Genomic DNA, 18,096 nt, shown 5'->3' on the forward strand with positions numbered 1-18,096 from the left:
CGGTGTTGCTCTCGCCGTGGACGGGTCGTCGCGTGCGGGCCCTGTCATCGTTCTCGATACGAGAACCGCATGACTCGGACCCAATAAGTCATGCTGACCTCCTTCGTCAAGGCTTTGGCTCCGGGGAACGGCATCTGGGGCATGCGACTGCGAACTGCGCTCACGGAACACAAACGTCGGCGTGCGGAGCGGTACCCCGCGGAACGTCCGACGACCGCCGGCGCGTTCGCCGGCGACGAGGGGAGACTCGTCCACGTCGGTCGTCACGGAACGATCCACGACTGCTCGTACCCGCTGTCGGGGATCGGCGGGATCGACTGGCTCAGGCTCGGCGTCCTCGCCGGCGGCACCGTCCGCTGGTTCGACGGGCTCACCGCGACCCGCCAGCACTACGACACGGACACCCCGCTGGTCGAGACGGAGTACGACGCCGGTCGGTACACGGTCCACCAGTTCGACCTGACGGTCGGCGACGTCCACCTCACCCACGTCGAACTCCGCGGCGCGCCGCCCGCCAACGCCGAGATCGTCGCCGCCGGCGCGTTCGCCCCGGAGCTCGCCGAGGGACGCGTCGGGAACCTCGTTCACGAGGGTGACGGCCCTCGCGGCGGCGACGTCATCGAGGTGTTCCACCGCCGCGAACACGACTTCCTCACCGCCTCGACCGGGCTCTCGTCCGCCCACGGCCAGCGACAGGACTCCCTGTCGGACCTGATCGGCGAGGGCGACGGCGGGTTCCCCCGGCGCGGGGAGATCGACGAGCACGAGGACTCACACCTCACCGGCGACGTCGTCGTCCGGGCCCCGTTCGAGCGCGAGGGCCGAAGCGAACGCGTCACGCTCGCGAGCCGCGCCGTCATCGACGAGGGGGACGAGCCCGACACCGACGGAGCCGACAGGCGCCGCTGGGTGGGCGAGCTCTCGCGGACCGCGGCGGCGTACGCCGAGGCCGACGACCTCCGCGAGGCCGCCGCCGAGCGCGCACCGACGGTCCCGGACGACGCCCCTCGCCGGAGCCAGATCGCCAGCGACCTGCGGACCCTCGACCTGCTCACCGCGGAGTCGGGCTCGCGGATCGCCGGCCCGGAGTTCGACCCCTTTTACTCGACGACGGGCGGCTACGGCTACACGTGGTTCCGTGACGACGCGGAGGTGTCGAACGCGCTGCTCGAGGCGAGCGAGGAAATCGACCTGCAGGCGGACGACGAGCTCCGCGCGGCCGCCGCGTTCTTCTGTCGGACCCAGGACGACGACGGGAGCTGGCCCCACCGCGTGTGGGCCGACTCCGGGAAGGTCGCGCCGGGATGGGCCAACGCGCGCATCGAGGCCACGGCCGGCAACGCCGGCCCCGACGACCAGCTCGACCAGCCGGCCGCCGTCGTCACCTTCCTGGCGCGGCTCCGCCGGACCGCCGACCTCCCCGCCGACGAGCGCGAACGGATCGACCGGACGATCGCCGACGCGGTCGCCTTCCTGCTCGCGACGCGGGCGGACGACGGCCTCCCGCACCGCTGTCAGAACTGCTGGGAGAACGCCATCGGGCGGTTCACCCACACCGGCGCGACCTACCTCCGGGCGTTCGCCGCCGTCGCCCGTGCCCCGGTCGACGACGGGCTCCGCGCGGACGCCGCGAGCGCCGCCGACGCGGCCCTCGTGGGGTTGCACGGCCGATGGGTCCCCGGGAAGAAGCGGTTCCCCCAGCGCGCGAGCGACGAGGGGCGCGACGACCGCGCGGACGCCAGCACGTTCGGGCTCGTCGACGCGCTGACCGAGTACGCGGCGCTCGACGACGAGCGGGAGGCCGACGCCGCGCTGCCCGCGACGGCGGACGACGTCGACCTCGACGCGTTCGTCGACCGGGTGACGACCCACGTCCGGACGTCGATCGACGCCCTCCACCGCGAGACCGCGGAGATGGAGGGGCTCGTCAGGTTCGTCGGCGACGACTGGCGGGTCGCCGAACAGGGCGGCGCGAAGGTGTGGTCGGTCGCGACGCTGTGGGGCGCGGAGGCCGCCGCCGAACTCGCCGGGCTCCAGCAGTCACGGAACGGCGACGGGGCGGCCGGCTCGCTGTTCGCCGAGGCCCGCGAGCTGTACGCGCTCTGTGAGCCGGGCGGAAACCTGACCAACGAGGCCGGGCTCTTGGCCGAGCAGGCGTTCGACAACGGCGACCTCGACAGCGCGACGCCGCTCGGCTGGTCACACGCCCTGCGGCTCAACACAACGGTGACGCTCGCGCGGTACGGGGCGCTCCCGCTCCCGCACGAGCGACCGAGCGCGCCGGAGGAGGCACCACAGTGGACGACGGGTCGGAAGTTCGGCGTCGGCACCCCCGCCGACCACGAGGCCGACGAGCCGGTCCCCGTCTGGTTCACCCTCACCGAGGGCGCGTTGACGGAGGCCCGGTTCCCCCGGATCGACGTGATGAACCTCCGGACGTTCGACTTCCTGGTCGTCGACCCGGAGACGGAGTACACGATCCGGACGTTCGACGAGACGGACCACCTGACGACGACGGAGACGATAACGCGAGCGGCGGAGCCGACCGACGACGCGGCGCTAGCGTACAGACAGACGATCAGCGAGACGGGCGACGGTCACGGCCACCGCTGGACGCTCACCGTCGAGTACGCGGTCGACACCGACGGCAACGCGATCCTCGCGGACGTCGAGTTCGAGGGCGGACGCGAGTACGACGTGTACGCGCTCGCGGACACGACGGTCACCAACGTCGGCACCGACGACCACGGTACCCGCGTCGGCGACGACGGTGAGTACCACTTGCTCGCGCGCAACCACGACGCCAACCGCGTGCCCGGGAAGCTCGTCGACGACGACGGGGAGCCCTTCGAGGTCGCGCTCGCGCTCGCCACGGCCGGCGGGTTCGAGTGGGCGAGCGCGCTGCCTGCGGGCTGTGCGGCGCTCGAGGACCTGTTCGCGCTCGGCGAGCGCGGCGAGGGCTCCGCGGAGGCGGTCGGCAACGTCGTCCTGACGGGGCTCGTCGGCAGCGGCACCGCCCTCTCGGAGACGGTCGCGCTCGGCTTCGCCGAACACGGCGACACCGCGGCGGCGCTCGGCGAGGCGGAAGGCGCGCTCTCCCGCGGCTTCGACGCCGTCGCCGACGCGTACGCGGCGACCTGGCACGAGTGGCTCGACGGCCGCGAGTACCCGGGGTCCGTCGTCGACGACGACGACCTGGCGACGCAGTACCGGTTCGCGCTGATGACGCTGGCCGCCGTCGAGGACAAACGCCACGACGGGGCGGGCATCGCCAGCCCCTCGGTGCCGTGGGGCGAGACGGAACACGCCGCCGAGGACCGCGGCTACGGCTACAACTTCGTCTGGTCGCGCGACCTGTATCAGGTGTTCACGGCGCTCATCGAGGTGGGTGAGGTCGACCGGAGCGCGGACGCGCTCGCGTACCTCTACAACACCCAACAGGACGACGACGGCTTCCTGCCGCAGAACACGTACATCGACGGGCGGACTCGGTGGGGCGGCGAGCAGATGGACAACATCGCGTTCCCCGCGGTGATGGCCTGGCAGCTCTACGAGCGGGGCGTGTCGCTTTCCGACGCCGACTACACCTACGATCAGGTCCGACGGTCGATCGGCTACGTCGCCGCCAACGGGCCGGACACGGCCCAGGAGCGCTGGGAGGAGGAGGCGGGGTACTCGCCGTCGAGCATCGCCGCAGAGATCGCGGGGCTGGCCTGTGCGGCCGCGCTCGCGCTCGCGGAGGCCGACCGGATCGAGACGGGCGACGCGCCGACCGACGGCGAGGAGGTCCCGAACGACCCGGAGAGCCTCCGTGCGGACGCGCTGGCGTGGCTCGCGCTGGCCGACGATTGGACGGAGCGCGTCGAGGAGTGGTGTGCGACCGACACCGGCACCGACCGTCACACCGAGACGCCGTACTACCTGCGCGTCACCGCCGACGGCGACCCCGAGTCGGGCCGGCCGCGCACGATCGCCAACGACGGACCGACGTACGACGAACGCGAGATCGTCGACGGCGGCTTCCTCGAGCTCGTCCGGCTGGGCGTGAAGTCCGCCGACGACCCGGTGATCCGGAACTCCGTCTCGGTGGTCGACGAGGCGATCCGCGTCGACACGCCGTACGGGCCCGGGTGGTACCGCTACGTCGGCGACGCGTACGGCGAGATCCAGCGCGGCGATCCCGGCGCGCCGTGGGCCGGTGCCGGCGGCGGGAAGGGACGCCTCTGGCCGATCTTCACCGGCGAGCGCGGCGAGTACGAGCTCCGGGCCCGCGCCGACGGCCCCGACGCCTTCGGGGGGACCGACGAGGACGCCCTCGAACCGGCGGCCCTGCTGGAGACGATGGCGGGTTACGCCAACTCCGGGCGGATGATCCCCGAGCAGGTGTGGGACCGCGAACACCCGACCGCCTACGGCTGGGAGTTCGGCGAAGGGACCGGTGGGGCGACCCCGCTCGCCTGGTCGATGGCCGGCTTCATCCGGCTGGCACACGGGATCGACGCCGGCGCGCCCGTCGAGACGCCGACGGTCGTCCGCGACCGCTACGTCGTCGGCGACCGCCCCGAGGGACCGACGCTCGACGCCACGGTCGAGTACGGCGGCTCCGACCTCGTCGTCTCCGGGTCGACGACCGGCGACCGCGTCGCGGTGTACACGGCCGAGGGGTCCGAGTTCGTCGAGCCCGTCGACGGCGACTACGCGGTCCGTCTCGACCCGGCGACCGACGCCGAAGTCGTCCTCGTCGCCGCCGCCGACGGCGATCTCGAAGACGCGGGCACAGCCGTCGAGCGCCTTCGGATCTGAGCGTCTTCGGATCTGAGCGTCTTCGGATCTGAGCGCATTCGGATCTGAGCGGCGAGGAGACGGCGGCGAGGAGACGACGGCGATCGGGCTCAGCCGAGCGCGACGACGTCGACCGATCGGGTTCCCGCCTCGAGTTCGAGAACGACGGAGCCGACGACCCCCCTTCTCGCCCGTTCGCGCCACGCTGAGACGGTCTCGGCGTGGCGATCGCGGCGCACCCCCACGTCGGCGTCCGGGTGCGCCGCCGCGGTGTCGTCGGCCTCGGGATACGGCGGGACGTCGGCGACCAGATCGCGCGGATCGACGTGGATCGTCCCGTCGGGACGCACCCCGGATAAGGGCGCACGCGTCGAACCGGGCCCCGACCCATCAGCGGGATCCCCGCCGGCCTCGTGCAGGCGGGCCCGCATCCGCCCCGAAAAGGGCGGGGTGACCCGGAGGACGACCCGTCGGTCCGTCCGCAGCGTGGCCTCCAGGGCGGTCGCGACGTCCTCGCGGTGGACCGCGATCGACCGGATCCGTTCCGGGGCGCTCATGACCCCGTGTCGTCGGGCGACCAGCGGACGTCCGAGAGCGTCCGCTGGACCGCCTCCTCGCCGACGGCCATCGCGAGGTGTTCGAAGCCGCCCCGGACGCCGCGGTCCGTCGCGTTGGCGACGAGCCGCGAGACGATGAACTCCGGCGTCGACTTGCCGACGGTGCCGAACCGCGGCTGGTAGTCGACGCGGAGCTCGAGGTCGTTCGTGAGCCCCTCGGCGAAGATGCCGTCGATTCGGGCGGTGTCCGGGAGCGGGCTCAGGTCCCCCGCGAGATGGGTGACGTACACCCCGAGGGCCCCGCGATCGACCGTGAGCTCGACGAGCCCGTTCAGGAGGTCGGCCGCGCGCCCCGGCTCGGTGATCGCCTCGAACTCGTCGACGAGCATCAGCGTCCGTCCGTCCTCGACGAGCGGCGGAACGACCGACTTCAGGGTCGACTCCAGCACGCCCGCGTTGAACGAGGCGTGTCGCCGGTGGAAGACGACCCGGTCGAACCCCCCGACTTCCGCCTCCTCGGCCGGCACCGGCAGCCCCATGGCGGAAAGCAGCGTCACCGCACAGAGCGTCTCGAGGAGCGTCGTCTTCCCGCCGGAGTTCGCCCCGGTGAGGACGCTCACCCGGTCGCCGGAGGGCGGCCCCTCCTCGCCCGACCCGGCGGGATCGCCCGTCAGCCCGTGCGTCCCGATCCCGTAGGAGACGGGCTGGACCTCGCCGTCCAGAAAGAGGTGTCGCGCGCTCCGGACCGCGATCCCGTCGTCGACGAGCGTCGGACGGGTCAGATCGTGTTCGGCCGCGAACCGACCGAGCGAGAGCCGAAACGCGACCTCGGAGACCGCGTCGACGGCGCGGTCGACGTCGTCGCCGGCGTCCAACAGTCGGTCCCGCAGGTCCCCGGCGACCCGCCGTTCCCGCTCGTCGACGGCCGCTTCCAGGTCGGCGACGAGCGTTCGCAGCGTGCCGGAGACGAAGTCGGCCGCGTCGACCGCCTCCGCGGGCGCGGCCGACCGAACCGTCGACCGGTCGACTCCGGTCTCCTCGGCGAGGTGGTCGACCACGCCCGCCTGAAACGCCTCGAAGTCGCGGACGGAGCCGTCGCGGACCCGTTCGATGACGTCGAACGCCGCGTTCTGGAGGTCGCGAGCCGCGTCGAGCCGTTCGCGACGCCGGTCGAGGACGTCGTCAGCGCCGGCGGAGACCACCACGTCCGTGACGGCGCCGTCGGCGGAGATCGACCCGCGAACGTGCTCGAGGGCTCCCAACGCGTCGCGCAGAGCGTCGTCGTCGAGCCCGTCGAGCGGGTCGAACGTCCCGCCGGTGAGCCCGGCCGCCCGCAGCGCGAGCGCCGCCTCCACGGCCGCCCGGTCGCCCCCCTCCGCCCTGTCGTAGGCCGCGAACGCGTCGAGGACGCGGTCCCGTCGGTCATCGTCGAGCGCCGTCCACGCCTCGCGGGCGGCGACCACGTCGTCGAGCCGCTCCTCGATCGCTTCACGGTCGACGAGCGGGGTGAGGACCCGGATCCGGTCGCCGGCGTGGTCGGTCACGGCGTAGCTCGCGGCCAACGAGAGCAGGTCGTCGTACACCGACCGGGTGTCGCCGGTCGCGAGCACGTCCATCCCGGCCTCGCCGTTCGCCCGGCGGAGGATCCGCGTCGCGCGGCCGCGATGGAGCCCCGCGTCGACGAGCGCCCGGACGTCGGCCGACTCGATCGCCGCCACGGCCTCCGGAACGCCGAGCGAGTCGGTCAACAGCTCGCTCGTCTTCGGGCCGATCCCCCAGTAGTCCTCGAGTCGCATACCGGTGAGTGTCGGCGCGTCGTCTTGGTGTTTTCGTCGTCCCGGACGGAAGCGACCGGCCTCAACGGCGGCCGTCAGTCCGCCGGCGACGGAGTGGCGGCGTCCGCCCCGCGCTCACGCAGGTACCCTTGGAGGTACGCGCCGAGGAACATCCCGGCGACGCCGTAGAGGATGACGACGTTCCCGATCCCGAGGCTGGCGTACGCCGCGCCGGGGCAGATGCCGGAGAGTCCCCACCCGACCCCGAAGACGCCGCCGCCGACGATCACGTCGCGGTCCATCGACTTCAGTCGGCGACCGAACCGTTTCCCGGTCAGCGGGGCGGACCGGCCGGAGAGCGTGAGCCCCCAGAAGACGAGCCCGACGAGGACGCTCGCGCCGCCCATCACGAACACCAGCCCGAGGTCGCGGAGCTGGAGGAACTCCAAGACGATCTCCGGTCGGGCCATCCGGCTCACGGCGAGCCCGACCCCGAACACCGCGCCGCCGAGGAAGACCAGCGGGAGGAACAGGGGATGGCTCTCGTGTTCGGCGACGACGCCCGCGCCGCTCATGGCTGGACCCCCATCGCCATCACCAGCTGGGCGACGCCGACCGCGACGAGCATGAACGTCGCGACGTTCAGGACCGACGTCCGCGAGCCGGAGCCGATCCCACAGACGCCGTGGCCCGACGTACAGCCCTTTCCGAGCCGGGTGCCGACCCCGATGAGGATCCCGCCGAGGAACAGCCGCCACGGCTGGACCGCGGTCGTCCAGCCGAACTCGCCCGTCGCGAGCGAGTAGCCGGCCGCCCCGGAGACGATCCCCAGCGTGAACACGACGCGCCAGTCGCGGGAGGCGACGAAGCGCGGCTGCTGGAAGCGCCGGAGCTTCGAGCCGTACGACAGCGTCGACTCGAGGAACGTGCTCGCGCCGGCGTGGATCCCGGTCCCGACGTAGACGATGACGGTCCCGAGCCCGATGAGCAGCCCGCCGAGCAAGTAGTGTTCCCACCCGCGCGGGAACAGGGCGTCGACGAGCAGGGTGACCTCGTACATACGGGATCTGTGCGTCCGGGGCGGGAAAACGCTGCGTTCGCCGACCGATGTTGCCGTGCTCGCGGACGGTGCGACCGCCACGGCCACCGCGGCCGCGACCGAACAGTTGAGGTGATCGCGCCGCAGAGAGCGCGTCGTGCGCGATCCTCTCGCCCCCCTGCGTGGCTTCCGACGGCCGGTGTACGTCGTCGGCCTCGGACAGCTCGTCAACCTGTTCGGGTCGGGGCTCGTCTACCCGTTCGCGACCGTCCACTTTCACCTCTCGGTCGGGATCGCGCTGTCGTTGATCGGCGTGGGGCTCCTCGCGAACAACGTCGCGACCGCGGTCGGAACGACGGTCGGCGGATACGTCGCCGACAGATACGGGCGTAAACCCGTGATGGTGGCCAGCATGGCGCTGTCATCGGTCACGCTGGCCGCGTACGCCGCCGTCGAGGCGATCGCGGCGGCCACGCTCCTGTCGCCTGCGGGGGCGTTCATCGCCGTCGCAACCGCCGCCGGGTTCACCCTCGGACTGTACGCGCCGGCCTCGCAGGCGATGATCGCGGACCTCACCGAGGGCGACCGACGCGACCGCGGCTACGCCCTCCTCAAGGTCGCGAACAACGCCGGGTTCGGGCTGGGCTTCGTCGTCGGGGGCGTGCTGTACGCGTACGCGGACCTCGCGGTGTTCGTCGGCAACGGGGCCACCTCCGCGGTCGTCGCCGGCGTCCTGTTGGCGCTGGTCCCGCGCGCACACCAGGGAGCCCGTGACGTCGCGGTGCGCGACTCGATCGGGGACTGGGGCCGCGCGGTGACCGACCGTCGGATCCTCGCGCTCGCCGGGCTCAACGTCGGGTTCGCGGTCATGTACGCGCAGATGCAGGCGACCGTTCCGGTGGTCGCGACGGAGACGCTCGGGCTCACCTCCGGACAGCTCGGGACGCTCTACACCCTGAACCCGATCGTGATCGTCCTGTTACAGCTGCCGCTGGTGGCGGCGGTGACCGACTGGCGGCGGACGCGCGCGCTCGTCGTCTCCACGGCGCTGTGGGGGTCCTCGATGCTCGCCGTGTGGGCGGTGGCGGGCGCGTCGGCCGGCGTCGGCGTCGCCCTCGTCGGCGCGTTCCTCGTCCTCCGGACGCTCGGCGAGATCCTCCACGCGCCGCTGATCACGTCGCTGGCGTCCGACCTCGGGGCGGCCGAGGAACGGGGGGCACAGCTGTCGCTGCTGGAGGTCGCAAAGCGGCTCGGGTTCGGCGTCGGGGCGGCCGTCGGCGGCGCGTTCTTCGATTACGGCCTCGAGTGGGCGCTCTGGCCGTTACTCGCCGCCGTCTGCGTCGCGCTCGGGGTCGGCGTGCTGTGGTTCGAGCGGCACGTGACTCCCGCGGAGAACGGTCGGATCCCGGCTGTCGGCGGCGACGGGAGCTCCGATTGACGGAACGAGAGCTCAACGCTGGGACGAGAGCTCAACGGTGGGGCGAACAGGTGACACGACGGGGCGGACGGGCGCGCGGCGACGTGTCACGCGATCGCGGCCCGCCGCGCGGAGCGGGTCAGGACACGGGGCGACTGGCTGCCGCATGGGTGATAAGCCATGGGGGTTCTCGCGGTGGTGTCAACGCGACTGTCGGTAGATCAGGTTCCGCTGGATCTCGTTGGCCCCCTCGTAGATGACGGGGATCCGGCAGTCGCGGTAGACGCGCGCGATCCGGCGGTCTGCGAGCACCGACCGGCCGCCGTGGAGCTGCATCCCGCGCTCGGCGCAGTCGACGGCGACCTCGGTCGACTTCGTCTTCGCGAGCGCCGCCCAGTAGCCGGCGTTCTCGCCGTTCGCGACCTTCTCGCAGGCACGCCAGTTGAGCGCTCGGGCGGCCTCGAACCCGATCCGCATGTCAGCGAGCGAGTGCTGGACCGCCTGGAACTCGTTGACCGTTCGGCCGAAGGCGTTCCGGCCGTGAACGAACGCCTCGGCCTCCTCGATCGCGGCCGCGGCCAGTCCGAGCCCGTGGCCGCCGACGACGACCCGGCCGTGGTTGAAGAAGTCCGCGAGCACGTAGAAGCCGCCGCCCTCCGCGCCGACGACGTTCTCCTCGGGGACGAAACAGTCCTCGAACACGATGTGGCCCTGCTTTGACGCCCGCATCCCCATCTTCTCGGGGATGTGCTCGGCCTCGTAGCCGTCGCGGTCCGTCTCGACGATGAACAGCGTGTAGTTGGAGTAGCGGTCCTCCCCGTCGCCGGTTTTCGCGTACACCGTGAGCCAGTCGGCCTCGACGGCGTTGCCGACCCAGTACTTCTCGCCGGTGATCTCGTAGCCGCCGTCGACGCGCTCGGCGGTCGTCGTCATGCCCGCGAGGTCGGAGCCGGTTTCGGGTTCCGACACCGCGAGCCCGGAGATCTGGTCGTTTTCGGCGACGGGCCGGAGATAGGTCTCCTTCTGCGCTTCGGTGCCGTACTGTTCGACCATCTCACAGCCGAAGCTCGCGAGCTGGAGGGTCAAGGCGATGCCGGCGTCCGCCCGGTAGAACTCCTCGGCGATCGCGAGGATCGCGGGGAGGTCGTACCCCGTCCCACCGTACTCCTCGTCGATGTCCTGGGCGACGAGCCCCGCGTCCATCCCGGCCTCCAGGACGTCCCACGGGTACGCCCCGGACTCGAAGTACGTCTCCGCGTTGGGCGCGATGTGCTCCTCGGCGAACGCCCGTGCCTCCGCTTTCACGTCTCGGACGTGTTCGGGAACGATCCCGTCGTCGAGTAGGTCCATGTCCGCCCTGTGGGCCGCTCTCGCATAACGCTCGTGGAACAACGAAAAACGTGTTTTTCGTTTACCCCGCTGCGGTCACGAGCCGTGTGACTCGGAGGGCTCGCCGTCGGTACTGGCGGTGCCGTCGGTGTCGCCGGTCGGGCCGTTAGCGCTCCCGTCGTCTCCGCCGTCCTCTATGTCCCCGTGGGTACTTCCCGGGTCGTCGTTTCCGGGATCCCCAGTGTCCCCGTCGCCGTTGTCCGTCCCCGGCGTCCTCGCGGACACCGGGTCGGCCGGTCGGAAACCCGCCTCGTCGAACCCGCTGTCCGGGTCGGCGGGAGCGAACCCGTGTTCGATGAGGGCTTCGCGGACCGCCCCGCGGTCGATGGTGCCGGAGACCGTCCGCGGCAGCTCGTCGGTGTACGCGATCGTCCGCGGGAGCTTGAAGCCGGCGAGCCGGTCGCGGGCGAACGAGATCACCTCCGCGTCGTCGATTCCGACGACGCCCTCGATGGTGTCTGCCGCCCCCTCGACCCGCTCGCCGGTTCTCTCGTCGGTCTGTCCGTCCGCCTTTCCGGCGGTCGAACCGTCGGTCCTCTCGTCCGTCCTCCCGCCGGTCGAACCGCCGGGATCGGAGCCCTCGTCGCCGGTGTCGTCGGTGTCGTCGTCGATGTCCCCGCCGACACGGTCCTCGCCGACGCTGCCTTCGCCGTCGGAAGCCCCGGGAGCCTCGACGTCTACGCCCCCGTCCCTCTCGCCGTCGACGGAGGCCGCGGCGGGATCGTCCGAACCGCCGACACCCCCGGCCGAAACGCCCGGGCGCTGGGGGACCTCGATCAGGGCGGCCACGCGCTCGCCCCACACCTCGTCGTCGAGTCCGACCACCGCGGCGTCCGCGACGTCGGGGTGGTCACGGAGCACGGCGGCGACCTCGCCCGGTTCGACGTTCTCTCCGCCGGTGATGATCCGGTCGTCGACCCGGTTGAGCACGTAGAGGTAGCCGTCCTCGTCGACCCGACCGATGTCGCCGGTGTGGAGGCCGTGCTCGCCGAAGGCGACGGCCGTCGCCTCGGGGTCACCGTAGTAGCCGGGCGAGATCGTCGGGCCGGACACGACGATCTCGCCGGTCTCGCCCGGTTCGACCGGCGATCCGTCCCCGTCGACGACGGTGACGTCGGTCCCGAACAGCGGTCGTCCGACGGTCCCGAGCCGGTCGTGCGCCTGGTCGGGGGTGGCGGTCGCGATCTGTGAGGCCGCCTCCGTCATCCCGTAGGTCGGGTAGACGGGGATCGAGTAGTCTCGGCACCGCTCGATCAGCGCGTCGGGCGCGGGGGCCCCGCCGAGGAGGACGGCTCGCAGCGAGTCCGCCAGCGTCCCGCGCCTGTCGAGCGCGCGCGTGAGCATCGTCGGCACGAGCGAGACGCCGGTCACGTCGTACCGGTCGACGTCGTCGGCGGTGCCGCCGGGGTCGAACCCCGACCTGAGGACGACGGTCGTCCCGTACAGCGTCGAGCGGTAGATCGGCGCGAGCCCCCCCATGTGGTGTAACGACAGCGACACCAGCCACCGGTCGTCCGGGTCGATCCCGAGCCGGAACGCCGAGGCGATGGCCGAGCTGTACACGTTGCCCGCGGTGAGTTCGACCGCCTTCGGATCGCCGGTCGTCCCGGAGGTGAACAGCAGACAGAGCCGGTCGTCGGGGTCCCAACGCGGCGGATCGATCGGTTCCGGACCGATCCCGTGAAGCGCCGTGACCGACCCGTCGTCGGGGTCGTCGACGGAGAGGATCGGGACGGGACCGGAGCCGGAAGACGGTGCAGCCACGCCGTCGGCGTCGAGCGCGTCGACGGCACCGAGCGCGTCGACCGCGCCGACGGCGTCGCCCTCCGTGGCCTCGGCACAGACGAGCGTCGAGACGTCCGCGGCCGCGGCGCGCTCGGCCAGTTCACGCGGCGTCAGTCGATCGCCCAAGGGGACGAACGTCGCGCCGAGCCGCATCGCCGCGTGGACGAGCCCGACCGTCCCGACGGACGACGGCATGAGGACGCCGAGGTGGTCGCCCTCGCCGACTCCGTGTGCCGCCAGTCGTTCCGCCGTCTCCGCGACGAGCCGGTCGAGGTCGGCGTACGTCCACACCTCCCCGTCCTCCGCGCGGACGAGGGCCGGATCGTCGGGCGAGGAGACGACCCGATGAGAGAGCCAATCGCGCATTGTGCGGCTATTCGAGGGCGACTACAATTGCCTTGTGGTCACGACGGGGCGGGCGCGACGCGAACGCGGTGGCCGCGGCCCCCGGCGTCCTCACTCGTCGGTCGGCTGGCGGACCGTCAACACCGGCACGTCCGAGGTCCGGACGACGCGCTCGGTGACGCTGCCGAGGAGGTAGCGGTCGAGCCCGCGACGGCCGTGCGTTCCCATCACGATCAGGTCGATGTCGTTGTCGTCGACGTAGTCCGTGATCGATCGGTAGGCGGTGCCCGTGGTGACCGAGGTGACGCTCTCGACACCCGCGTCGGTGGCGACGTCGGCGACCCGGCCGGTCGCCTCCTTGCCCTCCGACTCGAGCGCCTCGATGACGATCTCCGAGCCGGCCTCCAGCGTGGAGTAGGCCGCGCCGTCGACGACGTACAGGGCGTGGATCCGGCCCCCGTACTGCTTCGCGAGGTCGATCGCGTGCTCGATGGCGGCGTCTGACGCTGGGCTCCCGTCGGTCGGAACGAGGATCTCGTCGTACATGTCGTCCGGAGATACCCGACAGGGTCGTAAAAGTGTTCCCCGGCCGATGGCGGCGGCGCGGTCCAGCGGTCGTCTCACGCCACCCGCTCGACGACGGCCCGCTCGCAGCGCCGTAAAGCGTCGGGCCGATCCCCGTCCTCGAGCGACACGGTCTCGACGACGGTCCAGGCGTCGTCGACGACCGCGAGCCCCTTCACCCACGCGTCGGTCGCGATCACGAGCCCCGGCGTCGGCCCGCTCGACGCCGTGGCGACCGCGTAAGCGACCCCGTCGGACCGGTTCAGCGCGGCGACCTCCGACTCACGGAGCGGGCGGGCGGGCAGCGAAGCGAGCGTCGACATACGACCCCGTCGGTCGGGGCCGATGTTGAGCGTTGCGGGACCGAGGTCCCGGAGCGGACGGGAGAGAACGGAACACATAGGTCGGCGGGGGCGGAAGCCGGGGCGTATGCGAGCGAGTCGGGACCGCGTCGTCCTCGCCGTCGTCGCCGTCGTCGCGACCGCCGTCCTGGTCCGCGTCGTCGGGCTCGGCACCCGCCCGTTTCACTGGGACGAGGCGCGAACGGGCTACTGGGCCCTCCGGACGCTCGAGACCGGGCGGTTCGAGTACCGCCCGGTCGCCGGCGGCCCGCTCGTCGCCCACCTGACGGGCTGGGCGCTGCTCATCGGGGGAGCGTCGGATTTCGTCGCGCGGCTCCCGTTCGCGCTGGCGACCGGGCTCCTCCCCGCGGTCGCGCTGCTCTTCAGGAACCGGCTTCGGGACGACGAGACCGTCGCGTTGGCGTTGCTGCTCGGGGTCACGCCGCTGCTCGTCTACTACGGCCGGTTCCTCCGTGGCGACCTCCTCGCCGCCGGCGCGGCGCTCGCGGCGGTCGGCTTCGTCTGTCGATGGGCCGAAACCGACCGGGACCGCTGGCTGTACGCCGCGGCCGTCGCGGTGACCGCCGCGCTGGCGTCGTCGGCGTTCGCCGTCGCGACCCTGACGTTGGTCGCCGTCGCGGGCGGCCTCGTTCTGGACCACCGACGAGTCGTCGGCGACGGAACGAGCGTTCCCGCGGCGATCGCCGCCACCGTACGGTGGCTTCGTTTCCGCGTCACGCCCCTCGCACGCGCGCTGTTCGTCGGACTCGGGACCTGGGGCGTGCTGTTTGCGCCCCGCGGCGGCGACGCCGTCGGCGACCCGGTCGGGTTCCTCTCGGCGACGTATCGAGACCCCGTCGTCTCCTTCCTCGGCGTCCGGGTGGCCGGACGCGAGGGGACGGAGTTCCTGCCGTTCGTGACCGACGCCGCCGGAACCCTCCTCGCGACCGCCGCCGTCGTCCTCGCGCTCGGGATCGGCGGGTTCCTCGCCGACCGCTACGGCGCGCTGCCGGACGTCAAGTCGCCACGGCCGATCGTCGCGTTCGCGGGGTTCTGGGCCGGCCTCGGCCTGCTCGGGTACCCGATCGTGGCGACGGTGCCGGCACCGTGGACGCTCGTCCACGCGCTCGTCCCGATGGCCGTTCCCGCCGCGGTCGGGCTCGCGGCGACGTACCGGTTCGGGCGGCGGGCCGTGACGCGCGGGGACGCGGCGCGGGCGGCGACGGCGCTGCTCCTGCTCGCGGCGGTGGGGTCCGGCGTCGCCGTCGGGTTCGTCGACGGCGTGTACGGACCGAGCGGGCCGACAACCGAGTTCGCGGACTTCGGGCAGCCCGCCAGTGACCTAGAGCCGCTCGTCGCCGAGGTCGACGCCGCGGTCGCGGGGAGCGACGGCCGCGTCGTCTACGTGGGCGACCGGTACGCGCTCGCGGACGAATCGACCGTGGCGGAGCCCCCCATCGCCTCGGCGGAGGACCGCGCCGCCTTCGGCGAGCGCCTCCCGCTCCCGTGGTACGTCGAGCGGACGGACGCGACCGTCGAGAGCGTCGCAAACCCCGGTGACCTCGACGGCGATCCCGCGGCGCTCGTCGTCGCGCCCGAACACGAGTCGGCGGTCGCCGACCGGTTCCCCGACTACGAGGCCGAACCCGTGGAGCTCGCGCTGTGGAACCGCGAGGCGGTCGTCTTTATCAAAAGCGCCTGAGCCGGAGGAAGCCGATCGGTCGGTACTGCGTGTTTCACCGGAAGCCCATCGCTTCGATCTGCTCCTGATACCGGTTACGGATGGTGACCTCGGTCACCTGCGCGACGTCGGCGACCTCGCGCTGGGTCTTCTTCTCGTTGCAGAGCAGCGACGCCGCGTAGATCGCGGCCGCGGCGAACCCGGTGGGGGACTTCCCGGAGAGCAGGCCCTGTTCGGCGGAGACGTCGATTATCTCGGTCGCCTTCGACTGGACCTCCTCGGAGAGCTCGAGCGAGGAGGCGAACCGCGGGACGAACTGCTTGGGGTCGACGGGTTTGAGTTCGAGGCCGAGCTCCTGGGAGATGTACCGGTACGTGCGGCCGATCTCCTTCTGTGGGACGCGGGAGACCTCCGCGACCTCGTCGAGGCTCCGGGGGATCCCCTCCTGCCGGCAGGCCGCGTACAGCGCGGCGGTGGCGACCCCCTCGATGGAACGACCGCGGATGAGGTCCTCCGAGAGCGCCCGCCGGTAGATGACGGAGGCGACCTCCCGGACCGAGCGCGGAACGCCGAGCGCACTCGCCATCCGATCGATCTCCGAGAGCGCGAACTGCAGGTTCCGCTCGCCGGCGTCCTTCGTCCGGATCCGCTCCTGCCACTTGCGGAGCCGGTGCATCTGTGAGCGTTTCTCCGAGGAGAGCGACCGTCCGTACGCGTCCTTGTCCTTCCAGTCGATCGTCGTCGTCAGCCCCTTGTCGTGCATCGTCTCGGTGATCGGTGCGCCGACGCGCGATTTCGACTGCCGCTCGGAGTGGTTGAACGCCCGCCACTCCGGCCCGCGATCGATGGTCTGTTCGTCCAGTACGAGTCCACAGTCCTCACAGACGAGCTCTTGGTCGGCGTCGGTAACTATCTCCGTCGAGTCACACTCGGGGCACGAAACCGCTTCTTCGTCCGATACCTGTTCGGTCTCTCGCTCTTGCTGGCGCTGTCTGCTCGGACGTTCCATTATAAGGCTTCTGGTCATGTTCGTATTTAAGACTTTTCTAAATTTGTCAAACGAATATGACGAAGGAGTCGACACCGCCGAAGGGATCGTCCCCCTATGAAAACCGCAGCAGTCTAGCGTTTTCACGCGGAGAACGGCCGTCAATTGAGGAATTCGTCCGGACGATTACGACAGGATACGATAGGTGAACGGCGCGGCGCATATGATATATAAGGTCTGTGAAGACGCCGCCGCACCTCGCCCGCGCCCCGCTCATGCCACGCTCATGCCATCGCATATTACCCTCAAACATTCACAAAGGTTTTTGTATAACTAGAGACAATAGCGGTCCATGAGCACCACGGAGCCCGCGGGCGTCGAAGCGACGATCAACGGCTGTCGACCGGCGGACGTCGACCCGATCGTCATCGACGGCGACGACCTCGAAAGCACCGCCCCCGGCCACTTGCGCGACCTCAAGTCCGGCCTCGCCGCGCGCGGGTATCAGCCGGCGACGCTCGTCGTCGACGCCTGTTTCGCGGAGGACTGCTCGCTCGCGACCCAGGCGGAGGCCGACCGCCTCCGAGAGCTCGTCCGAGCCGCCGCGTTCCTCGGTGCCGGCCGCGTCGAACTTCGGATCGAGGCGGTCGCGGAGCCCGAGACGGCCGGACCCTCCCTGGCCGCGCTCGCGGAGCGGGCCGATCGTGAGGGCGTCGACCTCGTCGCCCTCGGCGACGCCGACGTCGACATCGAGACGTAACTCCGATGGCGACCAAGCGTTCGCTCGCGACGAAACTCGGCGTCGTCGCCGGCTTCGAGAACCCCCGAGCGGCGCTCGAACAGTACCCGACGCCGCCGGATCTGGCGGCCCACGTCGTCCACCTCGCGGACCTCCAGGGCGACGTCGACGGTCGGACGGTCGTCGACCTCGGGTCCGGGACCGGGATGTTCACGCTCGCGGCCGCGCTCCGCGGCCCCGCGCGCGTCGTCGGCGTTGAGATCGACCGCGACGCGCTGACGACCGCCCGGGAGAACGAGCGACGCGTCGCCGCCAGCGCGCCGATCCACTGGATACAGGGCGACGCGACGCGCCCCCCGCTCGACCTGTCCGAACCGGTCACCGTGGTGATGAACCCCCCCTTCGGCGCACAGGACGGCAACCGCAACGCGGACCGCGCGTTCCTCCGGACGGCCAGCGAGATCGCGACCGTCTCCTACTCGGTGCACAACGGCGGGAGCCGGGAGTTCGTCGAGGCGTACGCCGCCGACAACGGCGGCGAGGTGACCCACGCGTTCGCCGCGGAGTTCGAGCTCGACGCCCAGTTCGACCACCACACGGACGCGGTCCGCGAGATCGACACCGAAGTGTACCGGATCCGCTGGCGCTGACGGACCGGCGGTGGACCGACTTCGAGGACGGGCTCTTTCGCTGG

The 18,096-nt window shown here is 71.6% G+C and carries 14 protein-coding genes; 5 read left to right on the forward strand and 9 right to left on the reverse strand.

Translation table 11 applies throughout. The annotated features are described in order from the left end of the window. The first annotated feature begins 141 nt into the window (after positions 1-141). A complete protein-coding gene (locus GRS48_RS06665; protein ID WP_159484792.1) occupies positions 142-4,803 on the forward strand; it encodes a glycoside hydrolase family 15 protein in 4,662 nt (1,553 codons plus the stop codon). 89 nt (positions 4,804-4,892) lie between these two features. On the opposite strand, the gene GRS48_RS06670 is transcribed toward GRS48_RS06665, so the two are convergent. The 4 genes from GRS48_RS06670 to GRS48_RS06685 form a co-directional block, all read right to left on the reverse strand. Next, positions 4,893-5,339, reverse strand: coding sequence for a hypothetical protein (locus GRS48_RS06670; RefSeq protein WP_159484794.1), 447 nt, complete (start codon positions 5,337-5,339; stop codon positions 4,893-4,895). Further along, entirely contained in the window at positions 5,336-7,135 is a 1,800-nt protein-coding gene (locus tag GRS48_RS06675) for a DNA mismatch repair protein (protein WP_159484796.1), read from the reverse strand. The genes GRS48_RS06670 and GRS48_RS06675 overlap by 4 nt, the downstream gene beginning before the upstream one ends. Positions 7,136-7,209: 74 nt before the next feature. Continuing rightward, positions 7,210-7,689: a DUF6691 family protein gene (locus GRS48_RS06680; RefSeq protein ID WP_159484798.1), complete on the reverse strand. Its 480-nt coding sequence runs from the start codon at positions 7,687-7,689 to the stop codon at positions 7,210-7,212. After that, positions 7,686-8,384: a YeeE/YedE family protein gene (locus GRS48_RS06685; RefSeq protein ID WP_235028011.1), complete on the reverse strand. Its 699-nt coding sequence runs from the start codon at positions 8,382-8,384 to the stop codon at positions 7,686-7,688. Before GRS48_RS06685 ends, GRS48_RS06680 begins: the two co-directional genes overlap by 4 nt. Here GRS48_RS06685 and GRS48_RS06690 point away from each other — a divergent pair. Continuing rightward, positions 8,311-9,591, forward strand: a complete 1,281-nt coding sequence (locus GRS48_RS06690; protein WP_321168330.1) for an MFS transporter — start codon at positions 8,311-8,313, stop codon at positions 9,589-9,591. The two genes, GRS48_RS06685 and GRS48_RS06690, sit on opposite strands and share 74 nt — an antisense overlap. A 180-nt stretch (positions 9,592-9,771) precedes the next feature. Here the strand turns inward: GRS48_RS06690 and GRS48_RS06695 are convergent, their stop codons facing one another. The 4 genes from GRS48_RS06695 to GRS48_RS06710 all read right to left on the reverse strand — a co-directional run bounded on the left by GRS48_RS06695 (position 9,772) and on the right by GRS48_RS06710 (position 13,976). After that, on the reverse strand, positions 9,772-10,920 hold the full coding sequence (locus GRS48_RS06695) for an acyl-CoA dehydrogenase family protein (protein ID WP_159484800.1): 1,149 nt from the start codon (positions 10,918-10,920) through the stop codon (positions 9,772-9,774). A gap of 75 nt (positions 10,921-10,995) precedes the next feature. Further along, positions 10,996-13,110, reverse strand: a complete 2,115-nt coding sequence (gene menE / locus GRS48_RS06700) for an o-succinylbenzoate--CoA ligase (protein ID WP_159484802.1) — start codon at positions 13,108-13,110, stop codon at positions 10,996-10,998. Positions 13,111-13,200: 90 nt separating this feature from the next. After that, positions 13,201-13,635 carry a universal stress protein gene (locus tag GRS48_RS06705; RefSeq protein ID WP_159484804.1) on the reverse strand — a complete coding sequence of 145 codons (435 nt, stop codon included), beginning with the start codon at positions 13,633-13,635 and terminating at the stop codon, positions 13,201-13,203. 74 nt (positions 13,636-13,709) lie between these two features. After that, on the reverse strand, positions 13,710-13,976 hold the full coding sequence (locus tag GRS48_RS06710; RefSeq protein WP_159484806.1) for a hypothetical protein: 267 nt from the start codon (positions 13,974-13,976) through the stop codon (positions 13,710-13,712). A gap of 106 nt (positions 13,977-14,082) precedes the next feature. Here GRS48_RS06710 and GRS48_RS06715 point away from each other — a divergent pair, with 106 nt between their 5' ends. After that, positions 14,083-15,696 (forward strand): flippase activity-associated protein Agl23, encoded by a 1,614-nt coding sequence (locus GRS48_RS06715; RefSeq protein WP_159484808.1) that lies wholly within the window; start codon positions 14,083-14,085, stop codon positions 15,694-15,696. A gap of 34 nt (positions 15,697-15,730) precedes the next feature. Here GRS48_RS06715 and GRS48_RS06720 read toward each other — a convergent pair whose 3' ends face one another. After that, entirely contained in the window at positions 15,731-16,684 is a 954-nt protein-coding gene (locus tag GRS48_RS06720; protein ID WP_159484810.1) for a transcription initiation factor IIB family protein, read from the reverse strand. 331 nt (positions 16,685-17,015) lie between these two features. Between GRS48_RS06720 and GRS48_RS06725 the strand changes: the two genes are divergently transcribed. After that, the gene (locus tag GRS48_RS06725; protein WP_159484812.1) at positions 17,016-17,423 is read left to right on the forward strand and encodes a hypothetical protein; all 408 of its coding nucleotides are present in this window, start codon (positions 17,016-17,018) and stop codon (positions 17,421-17,423) included. Between the two features lie 5 nt (positions 17,424-17,428). Beyond that, entirely contained in the window at positions 17,429-18,052 is a 624-nt protein-coding gene (locus GRS48_RS06730) for an METTL5 family protein (protein ID WP_159484814.1), read from the forward strand. The last annotated feature ends 44 nt before the right edge of the window (positions 18,053-18,096 follow it).

The sequence above is a fragment of the Halorubrum sp. JWXQ-INN 858 genome, from assembly GCF_009806985.1.
Classification (GTDB): domain Archaea; phylum Halobacteriota; class Halobacteria; order Halobacteriales; family Haloferacaceae; genus Halorubrum.

Coding starts and splice junctions, on each gene's coding strand:
- GRS48_RS06665 (WP_159484792.1), top strand. CDS start 142: ATGCGACTGCGAACTGCGCTCACGGAACACAAACGTCGGCGTGCGGAG.
- GRS48_RS06670 (WP_159484794.1), bottom strand. CDS start 5,339: ATGAGCGCCCCGGAACGGATCCGGTCGATCGCGGTCCACCGCGAGGAC.
- GRS48_RS06675 (WP_159484796.1), bottom strand. CDS start 7,135: ATGCGACTCGAGGACTACTGGGGGATCGGCCCGAAGACGAGCGAGCTG.
- GRS48_RS06680 (WP_159484798.1), bottom strand. CDS start 7,689: ATGAGCGGCGCGGGCGTCGTCGCCGAACACGAGAGCCATCCCCTGTTC.
- GRS48_RS06695 (WP_159484800.1), bottom strand. CDS start 10,920: ATGGACCTACTCGACGACGGGATCGTTCCCGAACACGTCCGAGACGTG.
- menE (WP_159484802.1), bottom strand. CDS start 13,110: ATGCGCGATTGGCTCTCTCATCGGGTCGTCTCCTCGCCCGACGATCCG.
- GRS48_RS06705 (WP_159484804.1), bottom strand. CDS start 13,635: ATGTACGACGAGATCCTCGTTCCGACCGACGGGAGCCCAGCGTCAGAC.
- GRS48_RS06710 (WP_159484806.1), bottom strand. CDS start 13,976: ATGTCGACGCTCGCTTCGCTGCCCGCCCGCCCGCTCCGTGAGTCGGAG.
- GRS48_RS06715 (WP_159484808.1), top strand. CDS start 14,083: ATGCGAGCGAGTCGGGACCGCGTCGTCCTCGCCGTCGTCGCCGTCGTC.
- GRS48_RS06720 (WP_159484810.1), bottom strand. CDS start 16,684: ATGGAACGTCCGAGCAGACAGCGCCAGCAAGAGCGAGAGACCGAACAG.
- GRS48_RS06725 (WP_159484812.1), top strand. CDS start 17,016: ATGAGCACCACGGAGCCCGCGGGCGTCGAAGCGACGATCAACGGCTGT.
- GRS48_RS06730 (WP_159484814.1), top strand. CDS start 17,429: ATGGCGACCAAGCGTTCGCTCGCGACGAAACTCGGCGTCGTCGCCGGC.